The sequence below is a fragment of the Corynebacterium camporealensis genome (assembly GCF_000980815.1).
Classification (GTDB): domain Bacteria; phylum Actinomycetota; class Actinomycetes; order Mycobacteriales; family Mycobacteriaceae; genus Corynebacterium; species Corynebacterium camporealense.
In genome coordinates this window covers 2,293,778-2,319,501 of sequence record NZ_CP011311.1, presented here as the reverse complement: position 1 = coordinate 2,319,501, position 25,724 = coordinate 2,293,778, and the positions used below count along the sequence as shown (strand labels likewise).

Here is a 25,724-nt window from a genome sequence, read left to right as displayed (position 1 = left end):
TTCTATTAAGCTCACGCGGTGTGAGAGAAGTGATCGTGGCAGGGGACCTTGTCGGTTGTCAGTACCGGCAGGTCCAGCGTCGCGCGCACCCAGAAATTCCGCGCACACATGCTTCTCAAGCCCGGGCGCGTCGCCATGCGGCTGCTGTCGATCATGTCCTTGACCTGCTGCCTCGCAAAGCGCCGGGCCGTTTCCGCCGCGTCGACTTGGAAGGCGATGCGTGGGAGCGCTCCATGGCCACCCTCGAGGCGCTGGCCTATGGCTACACGCACATCACCGGCGCGGTCTTTAGTACTGATACCTGGCAAGTAGAGGTAGACCTTCTACTGCGTGAAGGTGATAAGTACACCCCGATTATTGTCTCCAATCACCGTGTGGCGCGTCCGCACTCCACCAAGAAGACGCTTGCCGTGCCCACGCATCGTCTGGGGCTGAGTGAGCCGCTTGAGGTCGGCTACAAACTGCGTCACCACGCCGTGGATGGTTATCGCCTCGCTTTTGCCGCCCGTGCGTTGGAGGACATGGGGCTCAACTCTGGTCGCGGCGCTGCGATTGGGCAGGACCGCTCGCGCGCATTCTTCACCGATACCGCGCGTTTCGACGTCGAATCTGCCCTGCAACAGCCCGTGCCCAGTGGTCCGCGCCGGGTGAAAGAGTGTGCCACCTGTCGCTTCTGGGAGGTCTGCGGACCGGAGCTCGAAGCTGTCGATGAAATCTCACTCTTCCTGCCCGGCGACCGTGCCCGTCCCTTCCGGGAGCGCGGTATCCATACGGTGCAAGGGCTTATCGATGCCAACTTGGGCGAACCTTCCGAACTCGCCGCCGCCTGGCGCGAGGACATCCCGCTGCTCGCGCGCGGTCCCATTAAAGTCACCCGCGCCGACGTTGAAGTCGATGTCGACATGGAGGCCTACCTCGACCAGGGCGCATATCTGTGGGGTGCCTGGTATGAAGGCGAATACCATCCCTTCGTCACCTGGGAACCGCTCGGTGGTCGCGCTGAAGCAGAGAACTTCGAAGCCTTTTGGTCCTGGCTTATGGACATCCGCGCTAAAGCCCACGCCGAGGGCAAGACGTTTGCTGCCTATTGCTATTCCGCCCACGGCGAGAACCACTGGATGCGTCGCAGTGCCGAGCGTTTCCATGGCGTGAGTCTCAAGGAAGTAGAAGAGTTCATTTCTTCTGACGAGTGGGTCGACCTCTTCGTCGAGGTCAAGCGCAATTTCGCCGGTTCTGGCGGACTCGGCCTTAAGGTCGTTGCACCAGTGGCGGGCTTTCATTGGCCGGACGAGGACTTCGACGGCGAAGAAGCCGTGAACGCACGTCGTGATGCCCTCGCTGGTGATGAAGACGTCCGCGAGCAACTCCTTGAGTACAACCGCGGCGATGTGCAGGCCACCGCCGTGGTGCGCGAGTGGATGGACCAGGGCGCGCCGGGAGTTAAGCCCTTAAAAACAGCACGCAAATAGCGGCAATGATGGCGATACCTGCGGCGACCTGATCCCACGGGGTGTACTCCTGCGGCGGTGGGCCCTCAGCTTTGCCGGTAATGACTGCGCGCTGTGCCTTGACCGCGCGCACCATGAGGATGGGGAACACGGCCAGAGCGCCGAGGCTCAACATCGACATAACCACGGACAACCAGGAAATGTCCGTGGTAATCCAGGCCAGCAAACCGAGGTTAATCAGCGTGGAGCGGAACAAGCCCATGCCGTTGAGCTTCTGCAGGCCTGCGCGGACGGCTGCTGGGCCACCCCCCATGGTCGTCGGCAAGAGGTAGCTCATCACGCCAATGAGCAATTGTGCGGCAAAGCCAACCAGCAGCGCCAACGTCGGCAAAGCAGGCTCTTCGGTGAGGAAGTGTTGGACCGTGTAGTAGGTGAGCGCGCCAACCAGCCAGACGACGGCCAACAGGACGGACACCGAAGGATATGTCAGCGGAGTGCGCGAGCGCAGAGCGGTGCCCAGCCATTGCTGGAGGCTTAATACCCAACCCACGACGTAAATCACCAGACCGGCCTGCGGGAATCCCATAAGGGAACCAATACTGGTGCCGAGTACGCCTACAGCCAGCAGAATAAAGCTGGTATTCATGTAGCGATTCGTGCCATTGCTGCGCCAGATAGCCGGGAACAAAATGGTGAGTGATCCGGCGGCGGCCAGGCCGACAAAGCCACCGACATTGGCGCCAATATGGGCCAATAACAGCTGCGGGTTGCCAGGATTAAGCGACAAGAAACCGCCAAAGAATGCACCGACTGCCAAACACAGTGCGGAAAAGACATAGGCAGCAACCACCGGGCGGAAACGTTTATTGGCAGCGGACTTCCACTGTGTAAATAACACGAATCCGTGCCAGGCCACCATGGCAGAAATAATGGCTGCACCGGTGAGAGTTAGGATCCAGTGTTGCGACCAGGCATCGATAAGTATTTGCCCGGCTAGGACAATGATGACACCGAGATTAAAGATATAAATCCGGGCCAACTGCTTCGGCCGAGCAGAATCAGGCAGGCGTTGCTGGACGAACTTTTCGGTAAGGTGCTGCGACCAAACCAGAATGGCATTGCTCAAAATGCCCAGGGTAAACAGGTGAATGAGTACCCAACGGTAGTTGGGGATGAGGATATGGCCGACACCGCAGACGATGAAGATGATCATCCAGATGGTGACGGGCTTGGAAGCGCGACGGTGCCAGGTGCGGGCGGACCACTTATCCTCAGTCATAAAACCGAGTTTAGTCGTTGAAATTGCGGGAACCTAGTCGTACTGGCGTTCCTTGGTCACACGGTGCAGCTGCCAGGTCACAGCGGAGAGCAGCAGCGCAATGCCGGTGTAGACTGCGATGAATCCGGCCCAAGACAGACCATCGAAGATGATGCCGGCGGCCGCGCCGACGATGGAGGAGCCCAGGTAGTAGCAAAAGACGTACATGCTGGATGCCTCAGCGCGGTCGTGGTCAGCCAAGGCGCCGACCCAACCAGACGCCGTGGAATGCAGCGCGAAGAAGCCAATGGTCAGCGCAAGGATGCCGAGGAGGACCATAGGAAACGGACCGGCACAGAAGGCAATGCCGACCGCGAAGAGCAACGCGGAGCCCAGCATCGTGGGTGCATGGCCGAAGCGACTGACCATGGAACCAGCCTTGGCCGAAGACCAGGTGCCAGATAGATAGAAGAGGAAGACCAGGCCGGCGATGCTCGGTGCCATGCCGAAGTGGTCGATAAGGCGGAAGCTTAAGAAGTTGTAGATGGACACAAACGAACCCATGGCCAAAAAGGCTGTCAGGTACAACAACGCGAGCGCCGGCGTTTTAATATGGCCAAATACCGCGCGGGCTTCGCTGGCAAAGTGCAGTTCCTTCGGGCGGAAGTTTTGCTGAGCAGGCAGCAAAATGACCGCAATGATGGCGAACAGCAGCGTCACACAGGCAGACACAAACAGCGCCCAGCGCCAGTTACTAAATTCCAGCATGCCGGTCGGGACCAGACGGCCAGTCAGGCCACCAATCGAGGTACCGGCGATATACAGCCCCATTGCGCGGGACAGGGCCTTGGAGGCCAGCTCCTCAGACAGCCACGCCATTGCGGTCGCGGGTGCGCCGGCCAGCAGTGCGCCCTGCAGGCCACGCAAGGCGATGAGCTGCCAGGCGTTGTCTGCCAGGGGAACCAACATGCCGACCACCGTGGCAGCGATAGCAGAAATAATGAGCAAGCGACCGCGCCCGTAGCGTTCCGACAGGATGGATGCCGGAACCACACAAATGGCCAGCGCACCCGTGGCAGCTGAGACCGTCATGGCGGCCTCAATGGAGGACAGTCCTACCTCATCGACCAAGGTCGGCAGGATGGCCTGGGTGGTATACAAGCTTGAGAAAATCGCCAGGCCCGCAAAGAGCATGGCGATGGTCGCGCGCTGCGTTCTACTCATGGCATTAAGCATGCTCTTCCTGCTCTCATGAGTAAAATGTCTAAAAGATAGTATTTCCATGCGTATTGTGCATGTTAATAGGTGCAGTTTGGAGAAAGCATGAATCTAGAGGACATCCGCGGCGTCGTCACCGTCGCTGATTTAGGGCTGGTGGGCGCTGCTGCCGATGCCTTAGGCATCTCCCAATCAGCACTGAGCAGGCGCATCCAGCGCGTCGAGCAGCAACTTGGCGCCAACCTTTTTGAGCGCGCCGGGCGCACACTCATGCTCAACGCCCGGGGAAGCGCATTCGTGGAACATGCCCGCCACATACTGCGCAGCGAGACCGCCGCTCGCGATGCAGTCTCTCGCCTCATGGACCCGGAACACGGCACCGTGCGCTTGGATTTCATGCACTCGTTGGGCACGTGGTTAGTCCCGGATCTAATTAAGTCCTATCGCGCCCAGCACCCGCAGGTCGATATTCGCCTGCACCAGGGTGCCTCGCGCGAACTTGTCGAAAGAATTCAACGCGGCGAGTCCGACCTCGCCTTGGTCGGCCCGAAACCAAACGCCGAGGTCGGCTGGCACCTGCTCAAACTACAAAAACTAGGCCTCGCCGTCCCGGAAGGACACTGGGCCGCCCAACGCGACAGCATCGACCTCGCCGAATGCGCCGAAGAAAACTTCATCGGCATGCTGCCCGGCTACGGCACCCGCATGCTGCTGGATTCGCTGGCAGAAAAATCCGGATTCACCCCACACCTCGTCTTCGAGTCCATGGAACTTACGACAGTCTCCGGTATGGTCGCAGCAGGCCTCGGCATCGCACTACTGCCACTAGACGACCCCTACCTACAGACCGGCAACCTCATCCCCCTGGAACCAGCCGCCTACCGTGAACTCGGCCTAGTGTGGCGCCCCGGAGACGATGCACCACCAATTAAGCAGTTCCGTGACTTCATCATGAGCGAGAGAAACAAGCAAATGTGACTTCAGGGGATCGAAACACTCGAGCTTTCGAACTGTGAAGCAACAGCACACCGATATGGGTGTGTACAAAAGTCCCGACTTTCATATGGTTTGGCCGGTCGGTTAGGTCCTTTACTAGCATTCTTCATTGCTGCAAACGTTAGCGACTGACTATGGATAGCTTGTTCATCACGCAGGTTGTTGTGTGCTCTGTGAGTAGCGAACCTAGAAGGGCGGGAACTGTAATGGGGTTCGGTGAAGCTTTATATAAACGGCAGAAAGATGGAGGGCCATGGGTTCCGCCCTGGTGGTTCTCTTTCATTGTGTTGCCGCTGATGGTTGTCGCGGAATTCTATGTAAGCCAAAGGACGGGTTGGGGGAGGCTTAGTTTTCCCTAATACAGAAGGTGTTCCCTGGAGCGAAGTAACGTCTGACGGAATAGTTTCCTTCGTCGTGCCGTTCCTGATTTTCTATTACGTTCTGGTGTTGCCTATTTTCCTAGTGCGTAGATCGTTATGGGAAAAGAGGCAGAAAAGAGAAGGCGATCAGACCAATTCTGCATAGGACGTTCAGCCTCGGCAATCGCTAGTGAGAAAAGTTTTGCGGGGAAGTTCGGCCAAGGGAAGAACAAAAAGCCGCCCCGAAGGGCGGCTTGCTAATCCTGATTAAGGATTACTTGGTGGCTGCAGCGTAACGCTCTGCAACGTCGTCCCAGTTGAAGACGTTCCACACGGCCTTGACGTAGTCAGCCTTAACGTTCTTGTACTGCAGGTAGAAAGCGTGCTCCCACATATCCAGCATCAGCAGCGGGGTGAAGTTAACGGAGATGTTGCCCTGCTGATCGGTCAGCTGCTCAACAATCAGGCGACCAGCAACATGGTCGTAGCCCAGGACTGCCCAGCCGGAACCCTGCAGGCCGGTAGCAACTGCGGAGAAGTGAGCCTTGAACTTCTCGAAGGAACCGAAGTCGCGGTTGATGGCCTCAGCCAGCTCACCGGTCGGCTCGCCGCCACCGTTCGGGGACAGGTTCTTCCAGAAGATGGAGTGGTTGGTGTGGCCACCCAGGTTGAACGCCAGGTTCTTGGTGTATGCGCGGATACGGTCGGCGTTAGCCTCACCGTTGCGCTCCTCTTCGAGAGCCTCGAGTGCAGCGTTTGCACCGCTGACGTAGTTAGCGTGGTGCTTGGAGTGGTGCAGCTCCATGATCTCTGCGGAGATGTGCGGCTCCAGTGCGTCGTATGCGTAGTCGAGCTCCGGAAGTTCGTAAGTAGCCATAGTTCTAATCCTTTCTTCGGGTACGCCGCCCATCATAGGCACGTTTTCTAAATTCGCAACGATTGTATGTGCTAAATAAATAAAAGTGCTGGCAGCTGCACAAAATGGAAGTAGTCTGGACCCACGCACACCGCAGAAAGGAGCCAGAAGCATGTCGTTTCTATTCCGTCCCACCCCGCAATTGGTCAGTGCCGATAAGGCCCTGCCTGGCAGGGAAGAACCTGTCTTAAATCCCCGTCCCCATGCGGTGTTAGGCACCCCAATTACTGGTCCGTGGAAGGACAACCAACGCAGCCTGGTCGTTGGCATCGGTTGTTTCTGGGGTGCGGAGAAAATGTACTGGGAGACCCCAGGCGTCGAATCGACCTCCGTCGGTTACGCCGGTGGTACAACACCGAACCCGACCTACTACGAAGTCTGCCGCGGTCTGACGAATCACGCAGAGGTCGTCGAAATCACCTACGACCCGGAGCAAGTCTCCCTGCGCGACCTCGTGGTCATCGCATTGGAAGCACACGACCCCACCCAAGGTTTCCGCCAGGGCAATGACGTAGGAACGCAGTACCGCTCGGCGTTTTACCCACGCACCCAAGAGGAACTCGACGAGATTCGCGACATCGTCGACTCTTACGCGGACAAGCTCAAAGACAACGGTTTTGGCGAGACGACTACCGAACTGAAGTTACTGAGTGATACCGACGCCGGCGAGTACTACCTCGCCGAAGACGAACACCAGCAGTACCTGTACAAAAATCCTCACGGCTACTGCCCGCACCACAGCACGGGCGTCAAGTGCGGGTGAGGTGCTGCTAGCAGCACCTCACGTGCCTGTTGGAAACTTACGCAGTTTATTAGGCGTCCTTGCTGACGAACCTGCGCATGCGCTCTGCGATGCGTGGGTTTAGTGGCTTGCGGGATTGGGAGCCTAAGACTTCGTCCCAGTACCAGAAGTTCTCCCAGAAGTAGTTGTGGCCGTGGCCGCCGGGGACGTTCAGAGAGTTGATTTGGTCGAGGCCTATCTGCCAAAAGGAAATCAGCGGTGCCCAGTTCAGGCGGGGGAAGGTATCGGCGTACAAGGTATCGGGTTGGGGTTCGCGCATCCAGCCGGGGCGGGTAAACGCTAGGTTCATATCCCACCAGACGATGGCATCGGAAGCGTGCTGGGCCACCAGCATGCGCGGGCGCTTCCAGACATGGGTGTAGCTGCGGCCGAAAGCATCGTGCCGGGTATGCGCAGGAACGGTGGCGAAGCGGACGTGGCGGCCGCCATCGATAAGCGGTAGGCGCTCCATGGAACCGGTGTCACGCTGCAGGTTCTGGGTAAAGTGCGTCATGCGTGGCGGGCCGGTAAAGACCGCGCCATTGCAGTCAGCAAGCAGGCTATCGAGGTCCTCGTAGTTGTCCATGATGGCGTAAGCGCCCAGGGACTCACCGGCAAAGTAGACGCGTGGGCGGTCTTCTTCCGGCAGGTCTTCTAAGCGACGCTGGATGGCGTGGATGAGCTCCCGGGCGGCTTCCTTGGGAGCTTGCTTGTCGACGACATAAGAAAACACCGAGGGCAGGTAGGAATACTGCACGGTCACGGTCACGCAATCGCCGCGGGTGAGGAACTCGTAGGCGGACACGCTCCAATTGCTGAGCCAGCCTGAGCCGGCGGGCATTTGGATGACGAGGGTGTTGCGTCGGAAAGCGCCGGTGCGCTCCATTTCCGCTAGAACTTGGCGGGCGGCATGGCGCATGGGACGACCAGGGACCAAGCCGGCGTAGATGCGGATGGGTTCATGGGCGCTGTCGCACTCCATGACCTTTTGGATGTCGCGGGCGCGCGGACCATTGGAGACAAAGCGGCGGCCCTGCTGGCCAAGCGCCGACCACGGTTCATAAGACCAGGGACTGCCGGAGCGTTCGGGTTCCCAGGGCATCATCGTGCCAGGAAAGACGAGCTTGTTGATGCGCTGGGCACGGGCAGAAAGATGGCGAATCCAGCGGCGCAGCACCACACGGTTGGACAGGAATACTGCCGTAAGCGTCATGCCGGCGGTCACCAATGGCCAGGCCAGGAGTGCAGGAACCCAGCGGCCCAGTTGCCGGGAGAGCCGCGTGGCAGTGAATTGGGTGGCCTCACCCAGCAACAGCAGTACGCCATAACCGGCGGTACCAGCGCTTAAACCAATGGCGGCGGTGGCAGGTCCGCGGACGATTTCCTTGCCAACGAACCCGGCTTGGATGCGCTGGTTGCGCAGGGAACGTGCAACATTGAGGATGGTGCCCGCACCGATGGCGGCGTGCAGAATCTGCCGGTGTCCAGGGCCTAAGCGGTCTTGCGGGCGCTTGCCGATGCGGTTGAGGGTAAACGCCACCGTCGCCGCACCGAGATGGCCCACACCTTGCCCAATGGCGACGTTGGCGGCAGTCACCCACCAAGGACGCGGAAGCAGAGAGGGCGATACCGCAGCCCAGGTGGCCAGCTCCGCGCCAAGGATGCCGGCGGACATCTCCGGTGGAAGGGTGCGCTTGCGAGTCATGCGCAGGCCAGGGGTGATGTCACTGAGCACGCCTAAGCCGGTTAGGACTGCGCGCGCCAGTAACCGTTTCATGACACGCGATTATCCCAAAGAAGTGACCTGCCCGCAGCGCGAGCGTTCTGTGGTGCGAAAAGGGCCAAAACAGCGCACAATGGAAACCATGGCAAACCATGTTGGAAACAAAGTCGTCCTAATCGGCGCCGGTGATGTCGGCGTTGCCTATGCATTCTCCCTGGTTAACCAGGGAATCGTAGACCATCTGGCCATCATTGATATTGACGAAAAGAAGTTGGAAGGCAACGTCATGGACTTAAACCATGGCGTGGTCTGGGCGCCGTCGCGCACCCGCGTGACCAAAGGCACCTATGAGGACTGCCGGGATGCGGATCTCGTGGTCATCTGTGCTGGTGCTGCGCAAAAGCCTGGCGAGACCCGCCTCGACCTGGTGGGCAAGAACATCAAGATCATGAACAGCATTGTCGATGATGTCATGGGCAATGGTTTCGACGGCATTTTCCTCGTGGCTACCAATCCGGTGGACGTGTTGACCTATGCGGTGTGGAAGGCCTCAGGTCTGGACCATCACCGCGTGATTGGTTCGGGCACGGTGCTCGATTCTGCCCGCTACCGCTATATGCTGGGCGAACTCGAAGACGTCTCGCCGATGTCGGTGCACGCGTACATCGTCGGTGAGCATGGCGATTCGGAGCTGCCCGTCGTTTCCACGGCGAATATTGCTGGTGTGCCGCTGTCTCGCCAGCTCAAAGAGAACCCTGGTTATGCCGAGCGCATCGAGGAAATCTTTGAAAACACCCGCGATGCGGCCTACCGCATCATTGATGCCAAGGGCTCGACGTCCTATGGCATCGGCATGGGCCTGGCGCGCATTACTCGCGCGGTGATTCAGAACCAGGATGTCGCACTGCCGGTTTCTGCCTACCTGCAAGGGGAATACGGGGTGGAAGACCTCTACATCGGCACGCCAGCGATTATTAACCGCAACGGCATCGTCCGCCCGGTGGAGTTGCAGCTCAATGACCACGAAAAGGAGCGCTTTGCTGCCTCGGCGAAGACGCTTAGCGATATCAAGGAAGAGTTTTTCGGCTAGTGAAGATCGTCGCGCATAGAGGATATTCCGCCAAATACCCGGAGCTGTCACACCTCGCCTTTGAGAAGGCATTTGAGCTGCCCATTCACGGCGTGGAGTGCGATATTCGTCTGTCTAAAGACGGCCGGGTCATCATCCACCATGACCCCACCGTCGATCGCACCACGGATGGTCATGGCCGCGTATCCAAGATGGATTGGTCTGAACTGAGTCAGCTCGATATCGGCCGCGGGCAGCGCATGATGCTTCTCGATGATTTGTTGGAGATGTCCCAGGACTATCCCGATCACCATCTCTACATTGAGACCAAACACCCCGGCTGCCACGGCGACATGCTGGAAGAACAGCTGGTCCTGCGTCTGCGCTACGCCGGAATGCTGGGCGATCCCCGCGTGCACGTCATTTCCTTTTCCCACCGCGCGACCCGCGTCATGCAGCGGCTTGCACCGGATACTGACCGCATCTACCTGCGTCGCGATTGGGAACGCCACATCAACAAACCCGACATGCTGCTCTCGCGCCCGACGGGCCTGGGCATGTCGCTGTTGCGTGCGAAGATCCAGCCCAATGCCATTGGCGCGCATGGCTTGCCGACGTACATGTGGACCGTCGACAAAGACGAGGACATGAAGTGGGCCTGGTCTAACGGTGTGAACATCTTGGCAACCAATGAACCGGAGCGGGCCCTGCACGCCATCGAGCTGTAGCAACCCGGTATTTTAGGGGGCATGGCCAAGAAGAAAAAGAAGAATGAACAGCTGCCGGAGGGCATGTCCCGCCGCCAGGCCAAGCTCGCCGCTCGTGCCGCAGAGCGCGCCGCCCTGGAAAAGGACCCGCGCCCTTACTCCGGTTTCGCCGCTGAATCCCAGCTCATCGCACTGCAGGAGTTCGTGCCTTCGGCACTTGCCAAGCTGGACGTGAAAGACATCGACCGCGACGTCTATGTCACCACCGTCCTGCCGGGTGCTTCTGCTGCAATGATTCGTGATGAGCAGGCCGGCGGTGCAGCTTTCGTCGCACTGCAGGTCCAAAACCACACCCACAACCCGAACCGCGACCTGGCATACGCCCTGAACTGGGTTAAGAACAGTGAGCCGGGTGCAACCCTGCAGTCCACTGCTGCGGATGGTTCCCAGCCGGAACTGAAGGAACTGCTGGATACCGACGCCATCCTGGATATCGACGTACACCAGGACTTCGCCTGGTGGATGCCAGAAGGTGCACAGATCACCCCGGAAATCGCACAGTCGCTGCAGGCTGCCAACGATTCCGTCATCGAATCCCACGAAGTTGGTCACTCGGATGAATTCCCGGGCACCGCATTCTGGGCTAACGCTGGCGGCGGCAAGGCACACATCCGCTGGGTCTTCCCGCACGACAACGAGTCCGCCCTGCTCAACGCCCTGGCCCGCGTGGCCGCCCGCGGCGACCTGAACCTTGGTGAGAACACCAAGTTCGCCGGTGTCTTCCGCACCCACGGCCTGATTGCCCCAGTCTTCGACCTGCAACCAGAAGTCGCCCACGATTCCTACGAAGATGAACTCGTCCGCGTCGCCAAGGAACTCACCGAAGAACTCAGCAACGACGCACAGCTGACCGCCGACGAGCGCAAGCAGCTGCAAAACATTAAGTCCCGCCAGGTCACGCTGCGCTAAGTTCACTTAGCGCAGCGTACCTAGAAGGAACGCAGCAGCGCCACAAGGAAACGCAGCGGCCTAAAAGGGACGCAGCAGAAAAACAAAGGGCCTGCCCAGGAAGTTCGAGAAACTTCCTATTGGGCAGGCTTTTGTGCGTTTACTTAGTGTGCTTTTCCTCGCTGCGCATGATGAGTCGACCCACAATGCTGAGTGCGAACCATGCGAGAGCGACCTCCATTGAGGTGTCGTCGCGGACAATCTCCCTGAAACACAGCAGAACGCCGGCAGCAGCAATGACGAAACCCAACTTATAGCGGAAAGACTTGTCCTTCATGCGCGCTGCCTCCATTCGTTGTTTAGTTTTCTAACACATAATGTCAGCTCACGCGCGTTGTGCGATCGTCATCGAGGGTTACGAGCTTCTGGAGGACATGGAGGGACTCTTTTCGCTTTCCTCAGGTTTACCGCGCATCAAGAGAAGGCCACCTATGGAGATGAAAATGGGGGAGAGGATTCCTAGGACCGAAAAGTCTTGGATGACGATTCGGAACAGGAGCAGCAGCACGCCACAGATGGCTACGAACAGGCCAAACTTGTAGTGAAAAGACTTATCGCTCACGCTCATTCCTTAGCTACTTCATGGACTCCCAGAGCTGGGCAGCTTCGGCCTCGTCCCAGACCACGACGTTGCCGACGGCGGTGTCTTGGAAGCTGCCGATGGGGACGGTTTCGGTTTCCACGCCGGTGCCCATGGCCAGGGCGACGCGCAGTAGGTGCCAGATGTGGTCGCCGTTGTCGACGATGAAAGCCGAGGCGGTGTTGTTGACCAGGGAGATGGCACGCACCGGGTTGATAAACGTCATCGGGGACGTGATTTCGCCAAGAAGTGCGGAGAAGAACTCGCGCTGGCGTTCCACGCGGTCCAGATCGCCCATGGCGGTGGCACGCGTTCGCACGTAGCCCAGGGCGTTTGGTCCGTCGAGTTCCTGGCAACCCGCAGCCAGGTCGATGGCGGCGAGTGGATCGTTGATGGGTTCGTCCAGGCAGACTTCCACGCCGCCCACGGCGTCGACCACGTTAGCCAGGCCACCCATGCCGATTTCGGCGTAGTGGTCAATGTGCAGGCCAGTTGCCGATTCGACGGTTTGGGTCAGCAGCTGCGGGCCACCGTAAGTAAAGGAGGCGTTAATCTTGTCCATGCCGAAGCCAGGTACCTCGACGTAGCTATCACGTGGGATAGAGACCATACGTGCCTTGCCGAAGGTAGGCATGTGCAGAACCATTATCGTATCGGTACGACCCACGCCGACATCACCGCCGGTACCCAGGTTGGCCTGGTCTTCTTCAGTTAGTCCTTGACGGGAGTCAGAGCCAACGAGCAACCAGTTAGTGCCAGCAGTATTGGAAACTTGTTCTTCCGGCATCGCGTCCACGCGGGTCAGACGCGTATCAGCCCAGAAGCCAATGGCCAGGGCAAGGACCAACAAGATGGCGATAAACCAACCGAAGCAGCCGAAGAAACGCTTGACTGGGCTAACACGCTTGCGGCGACGATGGGGGCGCTGCGCGCGGCCGGGGGTTGGTTGGTAGTTGCGCGGTACCGCAGCGCGCTGTGGTTGCTGGGCATAGCGCTGCTGATATTGCGGTTGCTGTTGGCGCTGCTGCATCGCGCGGAACTGGCTAGGGTAGCGCGGCTGCTGTTGCTGCGGGCGCTGGAATTGTTCTTCCGGTGGCAGCTGCCGGGTGTAGTCCGCACGCGGACGGCGCTGGACCTCATCCGGGTGGGGAAGGCGCGTGTTATCCGAAGGGCGGCTGGTGCCCTGGGCACGCTGTGAACCTTGGTTGCGCGTGCTTCGTCCAGGATCGTTGTTCCGGGGATGGCGGCGAACGGGGCGGCCGTAGCGATCGCGTAGCGGCTTTCCGTCCGAGCCGAGAACGAAGTCATCGGCGCGCCGGGACTCCCTCTCCGGATTCCGTCCTGAATTATCCATGCGCTACACCTTACAATGTCGCCTCCTTAAGGCCCCGAGCTGTGCGGCAATCTTGCAGGAAAGTCACAGCGACCACGGTCGTGCCCTTCAGGCTGAGTGAGTGTGGCGTCGGTCTGGTGTGGGGAGCTGGTGGAGGTTTAGAGGCCGAGGAAGGAGATGTCATCGATAAGCGCGTAGCCGGTAAAGGCCACGGCATCGATGAGGAAGTGGGCGATGACCAGTGGCCACACCCGGCCGGTGCGGTGGAAGTAGTAGCCGTAGAGCAGGCCCATGATGATGTTGCCGAAGCCGGCGGAAACACCTTGGTAGAGGTGGTAAGTGCCGCGCAGGATTGATGAGGCGGCAAGGGCGGCGGGCAGGCCCCAGCCGAGTGTGCGCAGGCGGGTAAGTAACCAGAAGACCACGACGACTTCTTCGCCGAATGCGTTGGCGGCCGAGTGCAGGAGCAGGGCGGGAAGTTCGATCCAGGTGTTGTCGAAGTCGGTGGGGACGACTTCCTTGGTCAGGCCGAGCTGGAGTGCGGTGACATAAAGGGCGAGGCCGGGGATGCCGATGATGGCGGCCAGGCCCATGCCGTGCAGGAGGTCGCCGCGTTTCCAGCCGGGCATGCGGATACCATCGCCAGCTAGCAGGAAGAGTGCGAGTGCGCCGTAGGCGAAAAGAGCGATGGCGGAGCAGAGCTGTAAGCCGATATCGACCCAGGCAAGGGTTGATTGGCTGGCATTGAGGGTGACGGATTGGTCGTTGAGTGCTTCCGGGGCAGCAAGGGCGTTGATCAGCCGCAGGATGGCGCGCAGTCCCGAGATGCCGAAGGTAACGGCAAGGACGATGAGGATTTCCGCGCGCAGGCGCTGCGGCCGGGTAGTGGTCATGGCGCCACAGTCTAGTGCGGAAGAACAATGTGGGCTTAACTATGTAGGCTAAAGCCTTATGAGCACCACGATCGCCTTCCTTGGACCCGTTGGTACCTTCACCGAGGCAGCGCTGCAGCGCTTTGCCCAGGACATGGGTGAGGTTGAACCGCTGGCTGTGAATTCGCCGTCGCAGGCGCTGGCCGCAGTGCGTTCCGGGCGTGCGGATTTTGCCTGCGTGGCTATTGAAAATTCCGTGGATGGTGCAGTCACCGCGACTTTTGATGCCTTGATGGAAGGCGAGCCGGTCCAGATTTACTCCGAGGTGGACCTGCCGGTGGTCTTCGACATTATGGTCCGTCCGGGAACGCAGCAGTCGGCGGTGCGGACTTTCTCGACCCACCCGGTGGCCTATCAGCAAGTGCGGGAGTGGCTGGAGAAGAACCTCGGCGAGGTGGAATTCGTGCCGGCGAGCTCCAATGGTGCGGCGGCGGAGGCAGTCTCCCGCGGTGAGGTTGATGCGGCGGCGGCACCGGCGCGTGCGGCAGAGATTTATGGCTTGGAGTCGGTGGCGACTGGCATTGCCGATGTTGCTGAGGCCACCACGCGTTTCGTGTTGGTCGGACCCGTGGGTAAGCCGACGGCGCGCACTGGGTCGGATAGGACGTCGGTGATTTTTACTATTCCGAACGTGCCAGGCTCGCTTGTATCGTGCCTGCAGGAATTCGCTAGCCGTGGTGTGGATATGGCGCGTATTGAATCCCGCCCGACTAGGGAGGGCCTGGGCAGCTACCGTTTCCATGTGGATTTGGTGGGGCACATTGATGATCAGCTGGTGGCAGAAGCACTGCGTGCGCTGTGGTTGCGTGTACCGGAACTGCGCTTCGTAGGGTCGTGGCCTTCCGCGACTGAATTGGCTGACTCACCGCGTGATGTGGAGCGGCTGCAAGAGGCCGAGGAATGGGTAGCGCGCCTGCAACGGGGGCAATAATCTAAAACCATGACCGGAAGAATCATTCTCCTGCGCCACGGCCAGACCTTTTCCAATATTGAACGCCTGCTGGATACTCGTCCCCCAGGAGCCGAGCTGACCGAACGCGGCCGCGACCAAGCGGTGCGCGCCGGGCGGGAGATTGCCGAGTACGTCGGTGAGCGTAAGTTGCGCATGTACTGCTCAGTGGCATTGCGTGCCCAGCAGACCGCGCAGTTGGCCGCGCGTTCCTATGAAGAAGTTACTGGTCACCCGCGCTTTTCTTATCCGGTGGAAGTCATTAACGGCGTGCATGAGATTTATGCCGGCAACTATGAGATGGATGGCAGCGAGGATGCGCATCGCGAGTACATGATGGTGCTGCGCGGCTGTTTTGATAGCAATCCGGACTCCCGTTTGCAGGGCGGGGAATCCTACGTTGACCTGCTGGGACGCTACCAGCCGGCGTTGGAGAATCTCGCGGCCGGGCTTGGCGATGACGAGGATGTCGTCGTGGTCAGTCATGGTGCGGCCATCCGCATCGTCAGCAAGCATGCCACTGGCGTGGATGCAGATTTTGCGTTCTCCGGATACATGCCAAATTGCGGAATGACCGTGATGGAACCGCGCGGGAAAGACTTCGGTCAGTGGGAGCTGCGTCGCTGGGCGGACTTGGACTTGCCGCGGCGTTAGCCCCAGCCGAGTTCGTGGAGGCGGTCTTCCTCAAAGCCGAAGTAGTGGCCTAGTTCGTGGAAGACGGTGACCTCTACTTCGTGGGCGAGTTCCTCCTCGCTGTGGCAGATGGATTGCAGCGCGTGGCGGTAGATGAAGATGGCATCGGGGAGAAAGCCAGTGTGATCGTGGGTGCGCTCGGTCAGCGAGACGCCCTCATACAGCCCCAGTAGTTGGGGCTGGTCGGGGTTGTAATCTTCGACCATGATGACCAGGTTGCGCATCTGGTGGACAAACTCATCGGGGATTTTGTCCAGCGCAGCATTGACCATCTCGTCAAAGCGCTCTTCGCTGACGCTATACATTAAGCAGCCGGTGCAGGCGCAGCAGGCGTCGGTGCTGCCGGGGTGTTGTCGGTGTTGTTGTCCTGCTCGCTGCGCAGCGGGTTACGTTCCGGGCGCTCTTCTGGTGATTCGCCGTTGATGCGCAGGCCGTCGCGGCCGTCCTTGGCGGTGCCGGTAATCGTCGAGAAGCCGTCGCCATCAGTGTGGATAAGCGAGCAGTTCACCGAACGAGAACCGGTGTTCCAGGAGGTCTCACTCAACGAGCCCCAGAAGGGTTGCAGCGTGGATTGGTAGAGCTGTTCCTCGCCGCCGAGGTATTCCTCCGCGTTGGCGGTACAGGTCTCATCTAGGAAGTTATCCATGTCCTCATCCGAGGGGTAGCCATCCGGGAAGCGCTCGTTCAAGTCGATAATCGAGACGGTTTCGAGTTGATGGTCCTCGGCACAATCGACCGGCAGGCCGCGTTGGTTGTCCTCCAGGGCCAAACAGGTACCCGGTTCAGCAACGAGAGCCTGGTCGACGTTGGCCACCTTGCCGGTGGTCAGCTGCGGTTCACCGTTGATATCGGTGGTCTGCAGGCCACAGAGCATGGTGCGATCGCCCTGCTCCCAGGCCGCAGCCGGCGGAAGGATAGAAGCAATGTCGTACTTACCGGAAGGATCGAACTTGCCCTCTAAGTAGCGCACGGTGGCGGCCTGGCAGAGCTCATCGCGAAGCGCGTTCTGGCGCTCCACATCTGGCATGGCGGCATCCGGGCCGAACTCACTGGTCGGGAAGGTACTCAAGTCCTCGCGGGTAGAGACCTCAAAGCGGTGCTCGTCCTCGCAGGAGGTGGTCTCAAAGTTGGTGACTTCACCTTGTGGGTTGTGCCCCCAAGTCAGGCAGGACCCGGTATCAGCAGTGGTAAAGGAAATGACCTGAGCATCAGTTTCTTCCGGATTGGCGGGGTCTCCGTTGCCGTCAGCGGAGGTCGACGTGTTGCCGCTGAAATACGCAAAGGCGCCCAAAAAGGCAGCGGCAGCCAGGGCTGCCACGAGAAGGATGCGCATTGCGGCGGCGGAGCGCCACGCGGTGGAGTTATTCATAGGGCTCCTATCCTAGCCTTATTGTCCTGGTTCCTACATCTCCATTGCCCGGCTGACCCGGGTATTTAGGTGGTAACGGTCGGGGCGGTACACCGAAGAACACCACTCAACCGGCTTATCGCCACTGCGGGATTGGCGCACGATGTGCAGCAGTGGATCGCCCTCGGCGACATCGAGAAGCTCTGCCATATCCGCATCCGCAGATACGGCCGTTACTGTTTGATCGGCCTCGGTTATCGGAACGTTAAAGCGGGTATCCAAAATCGCATAAACCGAATTATAAATGTCATTCTCCAACAAATTGGGAACGAACTGGGAGTTATACCAGCCATCATCGATGGAATAAGGAACGTCATCGCCTAAACGCAGGCGTCGCAAGTGCGTATGTGTGGTGTTGGCAGAGGTGCCGAAAAACTGCGTGACCTCCTCCGGAGCATTTGCCCGCCCACCGAGCAGAATCTTGGAGGAGGCATGCACGTCTTGCGCACCCATCTCGTCAGAAAAAGAGGCCAAGTGCAGGCGCGAGACCAAAGGATTCGGGGCGACGAAGGTGCCTTTGCCGCGGACGCGTCGCAGGCGGCCCGCGGCTACGAGGTCACCTATGGCGCGCCGGACAGTGATGCGGGAGACGCCGTAGGTTTCTTCCAAAACGCGCTCACCGGGCAGTAAATCGCCGGGCTGCAAGGTGGTCTCACACAACTCCTCCAGAATGTCTCGCAGCTGCGCGTGTTTGGGGATAGGTCCGTCGTGAATTGGGTGCGGTGGGAGTTCGTGCGAGGTGGGCATATACATATTTTAAATCGCAGGTTATTACCAGTACAAGGAATTGGGTGTGGGGTAGGCTCTACTGCGTGATTGATCTAAAGTTCCTCCGCGAAAACCCAGACGTTGTACGAGCCTCCCAGGTCAACAGGGGAGAGGATCCGGCTATCGTCGATCAGCTGCTGGCTGCCGACGAATCCCGCCGCCAGTCCATCCAGAAGGCTGATGAGCTGCGCTCCGAGCAGAAGGCCTTTGGCAAGAAGATTGGTCAGGCCGCACCGGAAGATCGCCCGAAGCTGCTGGAGGGCTCTAACGAGCTCAAGGCCAAGGTCAAAGAAGCTGAAGAGGCTCAGAACGCCGCTGAAGCTGAGGTCACTCGCCTGCAGTACATGCTCTCCAACGTGGTCGAGGGCGCTCCGGCGGGTGGCGAGGATGACTTCGTGCTCGTTGAAGAAGTCGGCGAGATTCCAGAATTCGACTTTGAGCCGAAGGATCACCTGGAGCTGGGTGAGTCGCTGGGGCTTATCGACGTCAAGCGTGGCGCCAAGGTGGGCGGCGCACGTTTCTACTATCTCACCGGCGACGGTGCCTTCCTGCAGCTGGGCATGCTGATGCTGGCTGCGCAGAAGGCGCGCGAGGCTGGTTTCCAGCTGATGATTCCGCCGGTCCTGGTCCGCCCGGACATCATGCAGGGCACCGGCTTCTTGGGTCAGCACTCCGACGAGGTCTACTACCTGCCTGCCGATGACCTCTACCTGGTCGGCACCTCCGAGGTTGCTCTGGCTGGTTATCACAAGGACGAGATCATCGATCTGTCTGATGGTCCGCTGCGCTACACCGGTTGGTCCTCCTGCTTCCGTCGTGAAGCAGGCTCGCACGGTAAGGACACCCGCGGCATCCTGCGCGTGCACCAGTTCGACAAGCTAGAGATGTTTGTCTACTGCAAGCCAGAAGATGCAGCCGAGCAGCACCAGCAGCTGCTGCAGATGGAAAAGGACATGCTCGCTGCCATGGAGCTGCCGTACCGCACCATCGATATCGCTGGTGGTGACCTGGGTGATTCCGCAGCACGTAAGTACGACAACGAGGCATGGGTCCCCACGCAGGGCACCTACCGTGAGCTGACCTCGACTTCGAACTGCACCACCTTCCAGGCACGTCGTCTGTCCATCCGTTACCGCGATGAAAATGGCAAGGCTCAGACTGCCGCCACGCTGAACGGCACCTTGGCTACCACCCGCTGGCTGGTGGCTATTCTGGAAAACCATCAGCAGGCCGATGGCTCTGTCGTGGTTCCGGAAGCACTGCGCCCATTCGTGGGCAAGGATGTCTTGACCCCGAAGAAGTAAAACGCAGTCGATCTTTGAAGGCGCGCTTGTGAAAATCAACGTTTTTCAAAATCTCTTCTACCGTGGCGTCGTTGAACTCGCGCGCGTCTTTGTCGCATTAGAAGGCTGGAAGATTCGCACCAGTGGTGAGGACAACATCCCCACCAAGGGCGGTGCCGTGGTGGTCATTAACCACACCGGCTACATGGACTTCGCCTTCGGCGGGTTCATTCCGCTACTGCAAAACCGCTTGGTGCGCTATCTGACCAAGGTCGGCATCTTTGAGGTCAAAGGTGTCGGTGCTGCCATGCGCGCGATGGGCCATATCCCGGTCGACCGCGTGGATGGTTCCGAGTCTTTCTACAACGCGGTGGACCTCGCGCGCGCCGGACACCTGGTGGGTGTCTTCGCGGAGGGCACTATCTCGCGCAGTTTTGAGATTCGTTCCATGCGCACCGGTGCTGCCCGCATTGCCCATGAAGCCGGCGTGCCGATTGTTCCGCAGGTCATCTTTGGCTCCCAGCGCATCTGGACCAAGGGGCAGAAGAAGAACTTTAAGCCGTCTAAGACCCCGATTTTCATTGAGGCGCTCGAGCCTTTCCACCCCACCGGTGATGCAGAGGCCGATACAGCGGAGCTGCGCCGGCGGATGCAGGAGGGCATTGAAAAGCTTTGGGGCCTCTACGAAGCCGAGTTTGGCGAGATGCCCAAGGGTGAGTTCTGGGTGCCGGCCCGCTTAGGCGGCGGTGCGCCGACCCTGGAGGAAGCTGAAGCTGCTGACCGCGAGGTTGAGGCTGAGCGTTACCGCGAGCGTCACCTGCGCGATGACCTGATCGGTCTGCGCGACCGCATTTCCCAGACCACCTCGGAATTGGTGCATGAGCGCCTGGCCCTTCCAGCGAAGGCCCAGGTAGAAGAGGTCAAGCGCACCGCGCCGGAGACCCTGGAGTGGATCAAGGACAACCTCAACGCAGTAGTTGAGGAGGCCAACCGTGGCATTGATGAAACCCGTGGCAAGGTCACCGAAATTATGAACTCGGTCAAAGCGGACATCGCGGAAGCCCAGGCCTCGCTGTCGACGAGCAGCAAGGAAATCTTCGCCGGCTCCCCGCTGGAGCAGGGCTTACTCTCAGCAGCAACTCAGTCGCGTCTGATTGTTTCCCGCCTGCCGCACCGGATGAAGGCCAACTACTCGGACATCCCGCGCGTGCTGGCAGTCGATGAGACCGCGTTGTTGTTTAAGGATGGCCAGCTCAACTCCCGTCTGCGCCAGGCGCTTGAGGATGTCTACCCGACCGCAGAGGTCCTCGTCGTGATGTCTGCCCATGCTGCCGCGCATGACGATGACACCATCGGCGCCGATATTCCGCAGGCCCTGTGGCGTATTGAGCACAACGGCGCTGTCGTCCGCCAAGGTGGCGATGTCATTGCTGTACATGGCATTGATGCCGCGCAGGTCGAGGCCATCAAAGCCGCGGCTGAGGCTGCTGACCTGCAGATTGAGTGGTCGACCGAAGGTGATGAGCTCGTAGCGGGCCTGGCAGTCGGCACCGTCGACGGCGTACGGGAAGCCTTGGGTGAGTCTGCTGAGGGCCTGCAGCTTAACGACGATGTCAACGGCGTCGTCATTACTGCCGCCTCCCGCTTGAAGGCAGCCGCAGTTGTGCTGGAGAACCTGGAAGCTGCAGAAGAAGACGCGTTGGTCTTTGCCGGCGAAGCAGGCGATGAGACCTTCATGACGGAAGCCACCGTCGTGGCACTAGAAACCGCACCGATTGATGTGGTGAAGAATGCAGAATCTGTGACGTATTCGGCTGATAAGAACGGCATTGCAGAGGTGCTGGAAGCCATGTTTAGGCTGCAGAACAAGAAGAAGTAATAACCAGTCCGTTCGGGCGTCTCGCGTAGCGGGGCGCCCTTTTTCGATCCCTAATTCCCCCTAATTGGGGTAGTTTGCCTTTTTGTTTGGCTTTGGAAACTTGCAAAATTGCCTGGTTACGCTAGGGAAACTTACGGGTGCGTAACCTCACAGGTTATGCCAGGCTGAGAAACATACCATAAGGATAAGGAGAAAATTTCTTCGCTGCCTTGCCACTAGAACAGGGGCACACCAAACCAGCTACCAGCTGCGTCTGGGGTACCAGAAGTACCGCCGCGAATGGAGTCGCAGCCGCTAGCGAGAGGAGATGAGGTCAGTAATGGCCAAGCTAAGCAATCACGGCTTTAACAATGAGTACTTCGACAATGCCTGGAACAACTACGAGAACGAGGAATATGACGTCGTTATCATCGGCGGCGGTTCCGTCGGCGCTGGTGCTGCAGTCGACGCAGCCACCCGCGGCCTGAAGACCGCAGTCATTGAGGCCCGCGATTTCGCTTCTGGTACCTCGTCGCGTTCCTCCAAGATGTTCCACGGCGGCCTGCGTTACCTGGCGATGTTGGACTTCCGCCTGGTCGCTGAGTCCCTGCACGAGCGCGAACTCAACATGTCCACCCTGGCACCGCACCTGGTCAAGCCACTGCGGTTCATCTTCCCGTTGACCCACCACGTGTGGGAGCGTGTCATGATGTTCGGCGGCTTCACCCTCTATGACCTCATGGGTGGTGCTAAGAGCGTGCCGATGCAAAAGCATCTCACCCGCAAGGGCGTGCTCAAGCGCGCACCGGGTCTAAAGGACGATGCCGTCGTCGGTGGCGTTCGTTACTTCGACACCCTGGTCGACGATGCTCGCCACACCATGACCGTGCTGCGTACCGCAGCCGAGTACGGCGCCAGCGTCCGCCCGCACACCGAGGTCATCGGCTTTGAAAAGAACCGCTCCGGCCGCATCACCGGTGCCAAGGTCCGTGATACCGCCACCGGCCGCGAGACCGTCATTCACGGCAAGTCCTTCATCAACGCCACCGGCGTGTGGAACGACAAGATCCAGGACATGGCCGGTGTCCAGGGCAAATTCACCGTTCACGCTTCCAAGGGCGTGCACATCGTCGTGCCGAAGGATGCCCTCGATTGCGAGGCCGCACTGTGCTTCGTCACCGAAAAGTCCGTGCTCTTCGTCATTCCGTGGGGTGAGTACTGGATCATCGGTACCACCGACACCGACTGGGAAAAGGGCCTGGACCTGCCAGAGCCAGCACCGACCAAGGCCGATATCAAGTACATCCTGGATGAGGTCAACCAGCGCGTCGAGCGCCAGATCACCCAGGACGACATCGTTGGCGTCTACTCCGGTCTGCGCCCGCTGCTGTCCGGTAAGTCCGACTCCACCAGCAACCTTTCCCGCAACCACGCTGTGGCCAAGGTCGCCCCGGGCATGGTTTCGGTCGCCGGTGGTAAGTACACCACCTACCGCGTCATCGGTAAGGATGCCGTGGACCTGGCAGCCAAGGAACTCAAGCGTGAGGTCCCAGAATCCGTCACCGAAAACACCCCGATTCTGGGCGCCGATGGCTACCACGCCCTGGCCAACCAGGTGCCAACCCTGGCGCAGCGTTATGGCCTGAGCGAAGAAACCATCGAGCACCTACTTGGCCGCTACGGCTCCCTGATTGGTGAGGTGCTGGCTCCTGCTGCTGACGATGCCTCCTTGCTCGAGACCGTCCCGAACGCCGAGTCCTACCTGTGGGCTGAGGTCCGCTACGCCGTGACACATGAGGGTGCACAGCGCCTCGACGACATCATTAACCGTCGCCTCCGCGTGGCCATCGAGTACGGCGACCGCGGTGTGGATTCCGCAGACGCCATCGCCGAATTCGTGGCACCTTTGCTGGACTGGGGCGATGCACAGCGTGAGAAGGAGGTTGCCGACTTCAAGAACTTCGTCGACGCCGAGCTCCAGGCTGAAGCTGCTCTGACTGACCGCGAAGCTAACGACATCATCGTCCGTGCTTCCCGGGCACAGCAGGCATAATCCCCGCGGGAAAGGTACAGCCTCATGACTGGAACTGATGCTTGTCTCTGGGAGTTCATCGGCACCGCACTGCTGCTGTTATTGGGTAACGGTGTGTGCGCCCTGGTTAACCTGCGCACCTTTGGCGCGAAAGGCTCTGACTGGATAGTTATTGCCTTGGGCTGGGGCTTGGGCGTCTTCGTCGGCGCCAGTGTTGCGGACCCCACCGGTGGTCACCTCAACCCAGCGGTCACCGTGATGCTGGCCGTCAACGGCGACCTCGACTGGGGCCTGGTGCCCTTCTACTTCTTGGGCCAAATCCTCGGCGCGATGCTGGGTGCATTCCTGGCCTGGGCTGCATTCAAGCAGCTTTTCGATGCCAACAACTACGACGACGCCGGCAACGTCACCGGTGCCAACAAAGACACCGGCGGCATCTTCTTTACCTCCCCGGCACATCCGCACAACGGATGGAATGCCGTCACGGAGTTCATCGCCACAACCGTGCTGTTGATGTTCATCGCCTTCGGCCCTGCCGGTGGTGAACTCGGCCCGCTGAGCTACTTCGGTGTTGCTTTCGTCGTCGTCGCAGTCGGTTTGTCGCTGGGTACGCCAACTGGTTACGCGATTAATCCGGTGCGTGACCTGGGCCCGCGCCTGATGTATGCGTTTGTCCTTCCCATTAAGGACAAAGGAAGCGCACAATGGAACTATGCCTGGGTGCCGGTGGTAGCCCCGCTGCTGTCCGCTGTCGCCGTGGGCCTGTTGTCCATAGCGCTATAAGTCCTATAAGCCACAGCATCACCTACTGCATCCTTTAAAGACACAGGAGAAAAACTATGACCGCTAAGAAATACGTCGTAGCGATCGACCAAGGCACCACCTCGACGCGCTGCATCCTCTACAACCACGACGGCGATCCGGTCTGCTCCGGCCAGTTTGAGCACGAGCAGATCTTCCCCGAGCGTGGCTGGGTCGAACACGACCCGATGGAAATTTGGAACAACACCCGCCGCGCAGTCGGTGAGGCCATGGCCAGCGGCGACATCAACGTTGAAGACATCGCTGCTGTGGGTATCACCAACCAGCGAGAAACCACCGTCGTGTGGGATAAAAACACTGGTGAGCCGGTCTACAACGCCATCGTCTGGCAAGACACCCGCACCACCGGCATCTGCAAGGAGTTAGCTGGCGACGAAGGCCCGGACAAGTGGCGCCAGCGCACCGGCCTGGTTATTAACTCCTACCCGGCGGGCCCAAAGGTGAAGTGGATCCTCGACAATGTCGAGGGTGCTCGCGAACGCGCTGAGAAGGGCGACCTGCTCTTTGGCACCATCGACTCCTGGCTGCTGTGGAATCTCACCGGCGGCGCGGATGGCGATGCCGGCGAAGAGGCCCTGCACGCCACCGACGTCACCAACGCTTCTCGCACCCTGATGATGGACATCAAGACCCTCAAGTGGGACGAGGAACTGTGCGAAGCCATGGGCATTCCGATGTCCATGCTCCCGGAAATCCGTCCTTCCATGGCCGACTTCCGCACTGCCCGCGTGCGTGGTGCGCTGCCGGGTGTCCCGATTCGCGCCATCTTGGGCGACCAGCAAGCCGCCATGTTCGGCCAGGGTTGCTTCCGCTCCGGTTCGGCGAAGAACACCTACGGCACCGGCCTGTTCTTGCTGCTGAACACCGGCACCACCCCGAAGTTCTCTGACAACGGCCTGCTGACCACTGTCTGCTTCCAGCGTGAAGGCGAGCGCCCGGTTTACGCACTCGAGGGTTCGGTCTCCATGGGCGGTTCCCTGGTGCAGTGGCTGCGCGATAACCTGCAGCTCATCCCGAACGCCGCCTCTGTGGAGAACATGGCCCGCGAGGTCAAAGACAACGGTGGCGTCTACATCGTCCCGGCATTCTCGGGTCTGTTTGCTCCCTACTGGCGCCCGGATGCCCGCGGTGTCATCGTGGGCCTGACCCGCTATGCCAACCGCAACCACCTCGCCCGCGCGGTGCTTGAAGCTACCGCCTACCAGACCCGCGATGTTGCCGATGCGATGGTGGCGGACTCCGGCGTGGACATCAAGGAACTGCGCGTGGACGGCGGTATGACCCACAACGAGCTGCTCATGCAGTTCCAGGCCGACATCCTTGGCGTGGAAGTCCACCGTCCAAAGAATGTGGAGACCACCGCGACCGGTGCGGCTTTTGCAGCCGGCATTGGTGCCAACTTCTGGGATGACCTGCAGGCCATCGCCAACCAGCGCGGCGACCTGACCATCTGGAAGCCAAAAATGGAACAAGAAGAAGTAGATGCCCTCTACAAGGACTGGAAGCGCGCCGTGCGCCGCTCCCTGGACTGGGAGGAAGCACCAGAAGGCGACGACGTCTTCTAAACATCCCTAAAATGGAAG

24 protein-coding genes are annotated in these 25,724 nt (G+C 59.7%); 13 read left to right on the top strand and 11 right to left on the bottom strand.

The genetic code is table 11. The annotated features are described in order from the left end of the window. Window positions 1-35 precede the first annotated feature (35 nt). Entirely contained in the window at window positions 36-1,469 is a 1,434-nt protein-coding gene (locus tag UL81_RS10760) for a TM0106 family RecB-like putative nuclease (protein WP_407921712.1), read from the top strand. Here UL81_RS10760 and UL81_RS10755 read toward each other — a convergent pair. Together UL81_RS10755 and UL81_RS10750 are read right to left on the bottom strand one after the other, a co-directional pair. Next, window positions 1,441-2,727, bottom strand: coding sequence for a copper oxidase (locus tag UL81_RS10755; RefSeq protein ID WP_236684473.1), 1,287 nt, complete (start codon window positions 2,725-2,727; stop codon window positions 1,441-1,443). The two genes, UL81_RS10760 and UL81_RS10755, sit on opposite strands and share 29 nt — an antisense overlap. Window positions 2,728-2,760: 33 nt before the next feature. Next, the gene (locus UL81_RS10750; RefSeq protein ID WP_035106951.1) at window positions 2,761-3,930 is read right to left on the bottom strand and encodes an MFS transporter; all 1,170 of its coding nucleotides are present in this window, start codon (window positions 3,928-3,930) and stop codon (window positions 2,761-2,763) included. A 99-nt stretch (window positions 3,931-4,029) separates the two neighbouring features. On the opposite strand from UL81_RS10750, the gene UL81_RS10745 reads away from it, so the two are divergent. Then, entirely contained in the window at window positions 4,030-4,902 is an 873-nt protein-coding gene (locus tag UL81_RS10745) for a LysR family transcriptional regulator (RefSeq protein ID WP_035106277.1), read from the top strand. 651 nt (window positions 4,903-5,553) lie between these two features. Here UL81_RS10745 and UL81_RS10740 read toward each other — a convergent pair. Then, on the bottom strand, window positions 5,554-6,156 hold the full coding sequence (locus UL81_RS10740; RefSeq protein WP_046453592.1) for a superoxide dismutase: 603 nt from the start codon (window positions 6,154-6,156) through the stop codon (window positions 5,554-5,556). Between the two features lie 151 nt (window positions 6,157-6,307). On the opposite strand from UL81_RS10740, the gene msrA reads away from it, so the two are divergent. After that, on the top strand, window positions 6,308-6,958 hold the full coding sequence (msrA, locus tag UL81_RS10735; RefSeq protein ID WP_035106279.1) for a peptide-methionine (S)-S-oxide reductase MsrA: 651 nt from the start codon (window positions 6,308-6,310) through the stop codon (window positions 6,956-6,958). 49 nt (window positions 6,959-7,007) lie between these two features. Here msrA and UL81_RS10730 read toward each other — a convergent pair whose 3' ends face one another. Beyond that, on the bottom strand, window positions 7,008-8,753 hold the full coding sequence (locus UL81_RS10730) for an alpha/beta-hydrolase family protein (protein ID WP_035106282.1): 1,746 nt from the start codon (window positions 8,751-8,753) through the stop codon (window positions 7,008-7,010). A gap of 88 nt (window positions 8,754-8,841) precedes the next feature. Here UL81_RS10730 and UL81_RS10725 point away from each other — a divergent pair, with 88 nt between their 5' ends. Genes UL81_RS10725 through UL81_RS10715 form a run of 3 tightly spaced genes read left to right on the top strand, consistent with a single transcriptional unit; the run spans window position 8,842 to window position 11,444 of the window. Beyond that, a complete protein-coding gene (locus tag UL81_RS10725) occupies window positions 8,842-9,789 on the top strand; it encodes an L-lactate dehydrogenase (RefSeq protein ID WP_035106952.1) in 948 nt (315 codons plus the stop codon). Next, window positions 9,789-10,496: a glycerophosphodiester phosphodiesterase family protein gene (locus tag UL81_RS10720; protein ID WP_035106285.1), complete on the top strand. Its 708-nt coding sequence runs from the start codon at window positions 9,789-9,791 to the stop codon at window positions 10,494-10,496. Before UL81_RS10725 ends, UL81_RS10720 begins: the two co-directional genes overlap by 1 nt. 21 nt (window positions 10,497-10,517) lie before the next feature. After that, the gene (locus UL81_RS10715; RefSeq protein ID WP_046453591.1) at window positions 10,518-11,444 is read left to right on the top strand and encodes a DUF5926 family protein; all 927 of its coding nucleotides are present in this window, start codon (window positions 10,518-10,520) and stop codon (window positions 11,442-11,444) included. A 139-nt stretch (window positions 11,445-11,583) separates the two neighbouring features. Here the strand turns inward: UL81_RS10715 and UL81_RS11915 are convergent, their stop codons facing one another. The 4 genes from UL81_RS11915 to UL81_RS10700 form a co-directional block, all read right to left on the bottom strand. Beyond that, on the bottom strand, window positions 11,584-11,760 hold the full coding sequence (locus UL81_RS11915) for a hypothetical protein (RefSeq protein ID WP_158407912.1): 177 nt from the start codon (window positions 11,758-11,760) through the stop codon (window positions 11,584-11,586). A 78-nt stretch (window positions 11,761-11,838) separates the two neighbouring features. Further along, window positions 11,839-12,045 carry a hypothetical protein gene (locus UL81_RS10710; RefSeq protein WP_035106286.1) on the bottom strand — a complete coding sequence of 69 codons (207 nt, stop codon included), beginning with the start codon at window positions 12,043-12,045 and terminating at the stop codon, window positions 11,839-11,841. A gap of 13 nt (window positions 12,046-12,058) precedes the next feature. Continuing rightward, window positions 12,059-13,417: an LCP family protein gene (locus UL81_RS10705; RefSeq protein ID WP_046453590.1), complete on the bottom strand. Its 1,359-nt coding sequence runs from the start codon at window positions 13,415-13,417 to the stop codon at window positions 12,059-12,061. A gap of 137 nt (window positions 13,418-13,554) precedes the next feature. Continuing rightward, on the bottom strand, window positions 13,555-14,289 hold the full coding sequence (locus UL81_RS10700) for a CPBP family intramembrane glutamic endopeptidase (RefSeq protein ID WP_035106288.1): 735 nt from the start codon (window positions 14,287-14,289) through the stop codon (window positions 13,555-13,557). A 58-nt stretch (window positions 14,290-14,347) separates the two neighbouring features. Between UL81_RS10700 and pheA the strand changes: the two genes are divergently transcribed. Continuing rightward, window positions 14,348-15,259, top strand: a complete 912-nt coding sequence (pheA, locus tag UL81_RS10695) for a prephenate dehydratase (protein ID WP_035106289.1) — start codon at window positions 14,348-14,350, stop codon at window positions 15,257-15,259. Window positions 15,260-15,268: 9 nt separating this feature from the next. After that, window positions 15,269-15,931 (top strand): histidine phosphatase family protein, encoded by a 663-nt coding sequence (locus UL81_RS10690; protein WP_035106291.1) that lies wholly within the window; start codon window positions 15,269-15,271, stop codon window positions 15,929-15,931. On the opposite strand, the gene UL81_RS10685 is transcribed toward UL81_RS10690, so the two are convergent. The 3 genes from UL81_RS10685 to UL81_RS10675 are packed head-to-tail and all read right to left on the bottom strand — an operon-like array spanning window position 15,928 to window position 18,125. After that, window positions 15,928-16,275: a metallopeptidase family protein gene (locus UL81_RS10685; RefSeq protein ID WP_035106293.1), complete on the bottom strand. Its 348-nt coding sequence runs from the start codon at window positions 16,273-16,275 to the stop codon at window positions 15,928-15,930. The two genes, UL81_RS10690 and UL81_RS10685, sit on opposite strands and share 4 nt — an antisense overlap. Continuing rightward, entirely contained in the window at window positions 16,275-17,339 is a 1,065-nt protein-coding gene (locus UL81_RS10680; RefSeq protein WP_035106300.1) for a septum formation family protein, read from the bottom strand. The genes UL81_RS10685 and UL81_RS10680 overlap by 1 nt, the downstream gene beginning before the upstream one ends. Window positions 17,340-17,372: 33 nt before the next feature. Then, window positions 17,373-18,125: a GntR family transcriptional regulator gene (locus tag UL81_RS10675; RefSeq protein WP_035106954.1), complete on the bottom strand. Its 753-nt coding sequence runs from the start codon at window positions 18,123-18,125 to the stop codon at window positions 17,373-17,375. A gap of 65 nt (window positions 18,126-18,190) precedes the next feature. On the opposite strand from UL81_RS10675, the gene serS reads away from it, so the two are divergent. The 5 genes from serS (at window position 18,191) to glpK (ending at window position 25,706) form a co-directional block, all read left to right on the top strand. Then, the gene (gene serS, locus UL81_RS10670; protein ID WP_035106303.1) at window positions 18,191-19,450 is read left to right on the top strand and encodes a serine--tRNA ligase; all 1,260 of its coding nucleotides are present in this window, start codon (window positions 18,191-18,193) and stop codon (window positions 19,448-19,450) included. Window positions 19,451-19,478: 28 nt separating this feature from the next. Beyond that, window positions 19,479-21,308 (top strand): lysophospholipid acyltransferase family protein, encoded by a 1,830-nt coding sequence (locus tag UL81_RS10665; RefSeq protein WP_236684472.1) that lies wholly within the window; start codon window positions 19,479-19,481, stop codon window positions 21,306-21,308. A 319-nt stretch (window positions 21,309-21,627) separates the two neighbouring features. After that, window positions 21,628-23,340: a glycerol-3-phosphate dehydrogenase/oxidase gene (locus tag UL81_RS10660; RefSeq protein ID WP_035106309.1), complete on the top strand. Its 1,713-nt coding sequence runs from the start codon at window positions 21,628-21,630 to the stop codon at window positions 23,338-23,340. 24 nt (window positions 23,341-23,364) lie between these two features. Beyond that, window positions 23,365-24,102, top strand: coding sequence for an MIP/aquaporin family protein (locus UL81_RS10655; protein WP_035106311.1), 738 nt, complete (start codon window positions 23,365-23,367; stop codon window positions 24,100-24,102). A 56-nt stretch (window positions 24,103-24,158) separates the two neighbouring features. Next, window positions 24,159-25,706 carry a glycerol kinase GlpK gene (gene glpK / locus UL81_RS10650; protein WP_035106313.1) on the top strand — a complete coding sequence of 516 codons (1,548 nt, stop codon included), beginning with the start codon at window positions 24,159-24,161 and terminating at the stop codon, window positions 25,704-25,706. Window positions 25,707-25,724: the final 18 nt, after the last annotated feature.

Excerpts from the sequence above, each read along its gene's own strand:
- UL81_RS10685 (WP_035106293.1), bottom strand. The coding sequence starts at position 16,275 with ATGTATAGCGTCAGCGAAGAGCGCTTTGACGAGATGGTCAATGCTGCG.
- UL81_RS10705 (WP_046453590.1), bottom strand. The coding sequence starts at position 13,417 with ATGGATAATTCAGGACGGAATCCGGAGAGGGAGTCCCGGCGCGCCGAT.
- UL81_RS10660 (WP_035106309.1), top strand. The coding sequence starts at position 21,628 with ATGGCCAAGCTAAGCAATCACGGCTTTAACAATGAGTACTTCGACAAT.
- glpK (WP_035106313.1), top strand. The coding sequence starts at position 24,159 with ATGACCGCTAAGAAATACGTCGTAGCGATCGACCAAGGCACCACCTCG.
- UL81_RS11915 (WP_158407912.1), bottom strand. The coding sequence starts at position 11,760 with ATGAAGGACAAGTCTTTCCGCTATAAGTTGGGTTTCGTCATTGCTGCT.
- pheA (WP_035106289.1), top strand. The coding sequence starts at position 14,348 with ATGAGCACCACGATCGCCTTCCTTGGACCCGTTGGTACCTTCACCGAG.
- UL81_RS10675 (WP_035106954.1), bottom strand. The coding sequence starts at position 18,125 with ATGCCCACCTCGCACGAACTCCCACCGCACCCAATTCACGACGGACCT.
- UL81_RS10750 (WP_035106951.1), bottom strand. The coding sequence starts at position 3,930 with ATGAGTAGAACGCAGCGCGCGACCATCGCCATGCTCTTTGCGGGCCTG.
- UL81_RS10680 (WP_035106300.1), bottom strand. The coding sequence starts at position 17,339 with ATGAATAACTCCACCGCGTGGCGCTCCGCCGCCGCAATGCGCATCCTT.
- UL81_RS10740 (WP_046453592.1), bottom strand. The coding sequence starts at position 6,156 with ATGGCTACTTACGAACTTCCGGAGCTCGACTACGCATACGACGCACTG.
- UL81_RS10745 (WP_035106277.1), top strand. The coding sequence starts at position 4,030 with ATGAATCTAGAGGACATCCGCGGCGTCGTCACCGTCGCTGATTTAGGG.
- UL81_RS10690 (WP_035106291.1), top strand. The coding sequence starts at position 15,269 with ATGACCGGAAGAATCATTCTCCTGCGCCACGGCCAGACCTTTTCCAAT.
- UL81_RS10655 (WP_035106311.1), top strand. The coding sequence starts at position 23,365 with ATGACTGGAACTGATGCTTGTCTCTGGGAGTTCATCGGCACCGCACTG.
- UL81_RS10700 (WP_035106288.1), bottom strand. The coding sequence starts at position 14,289 with ATGACCACTACCCGGCCGCAGCGCCTGCGCGCGGAAATCCTCATCGTC.
- UL81_RS10725 (WP_035106952.1), top strand. The coding sequence starts at position 8,842 with ATGGCAAACCATGTTGGAAACAAAGTCGTCCTAATCGGCGCCGGTGAT.
- UL81_RS10730 (WP_035106282.1), bottom strand. The coding sequence starts at position 8,753 with ATGAAACGGTTACTGGCGCGCGCAGTCCTAACCGGCTTAGGCGTGCTC.
- msrA (WP_035106279.1), top strand. The coding sequence starts at position 6,308 with ATGTCGTTTCTATTCCGTCCCACCCCGCAATTGGTCAGTGCCGATAAG.
- UL81_RS10755 (WP_236684473.1), bottom strand. The coding sequence starts at position 2,727 with ATGACTGAGGATAAGTGGTCCGCCCGCACCTGGCACCGTCGCGCTTCC.
- UL81_RS10715 (WP_046453591.1), top strand. The coding sequence starts at position 10,518 with ATGGCCAAGAAGAAAAAGAAGAATGAACAGCTGCCGGAGGGCATGTCC.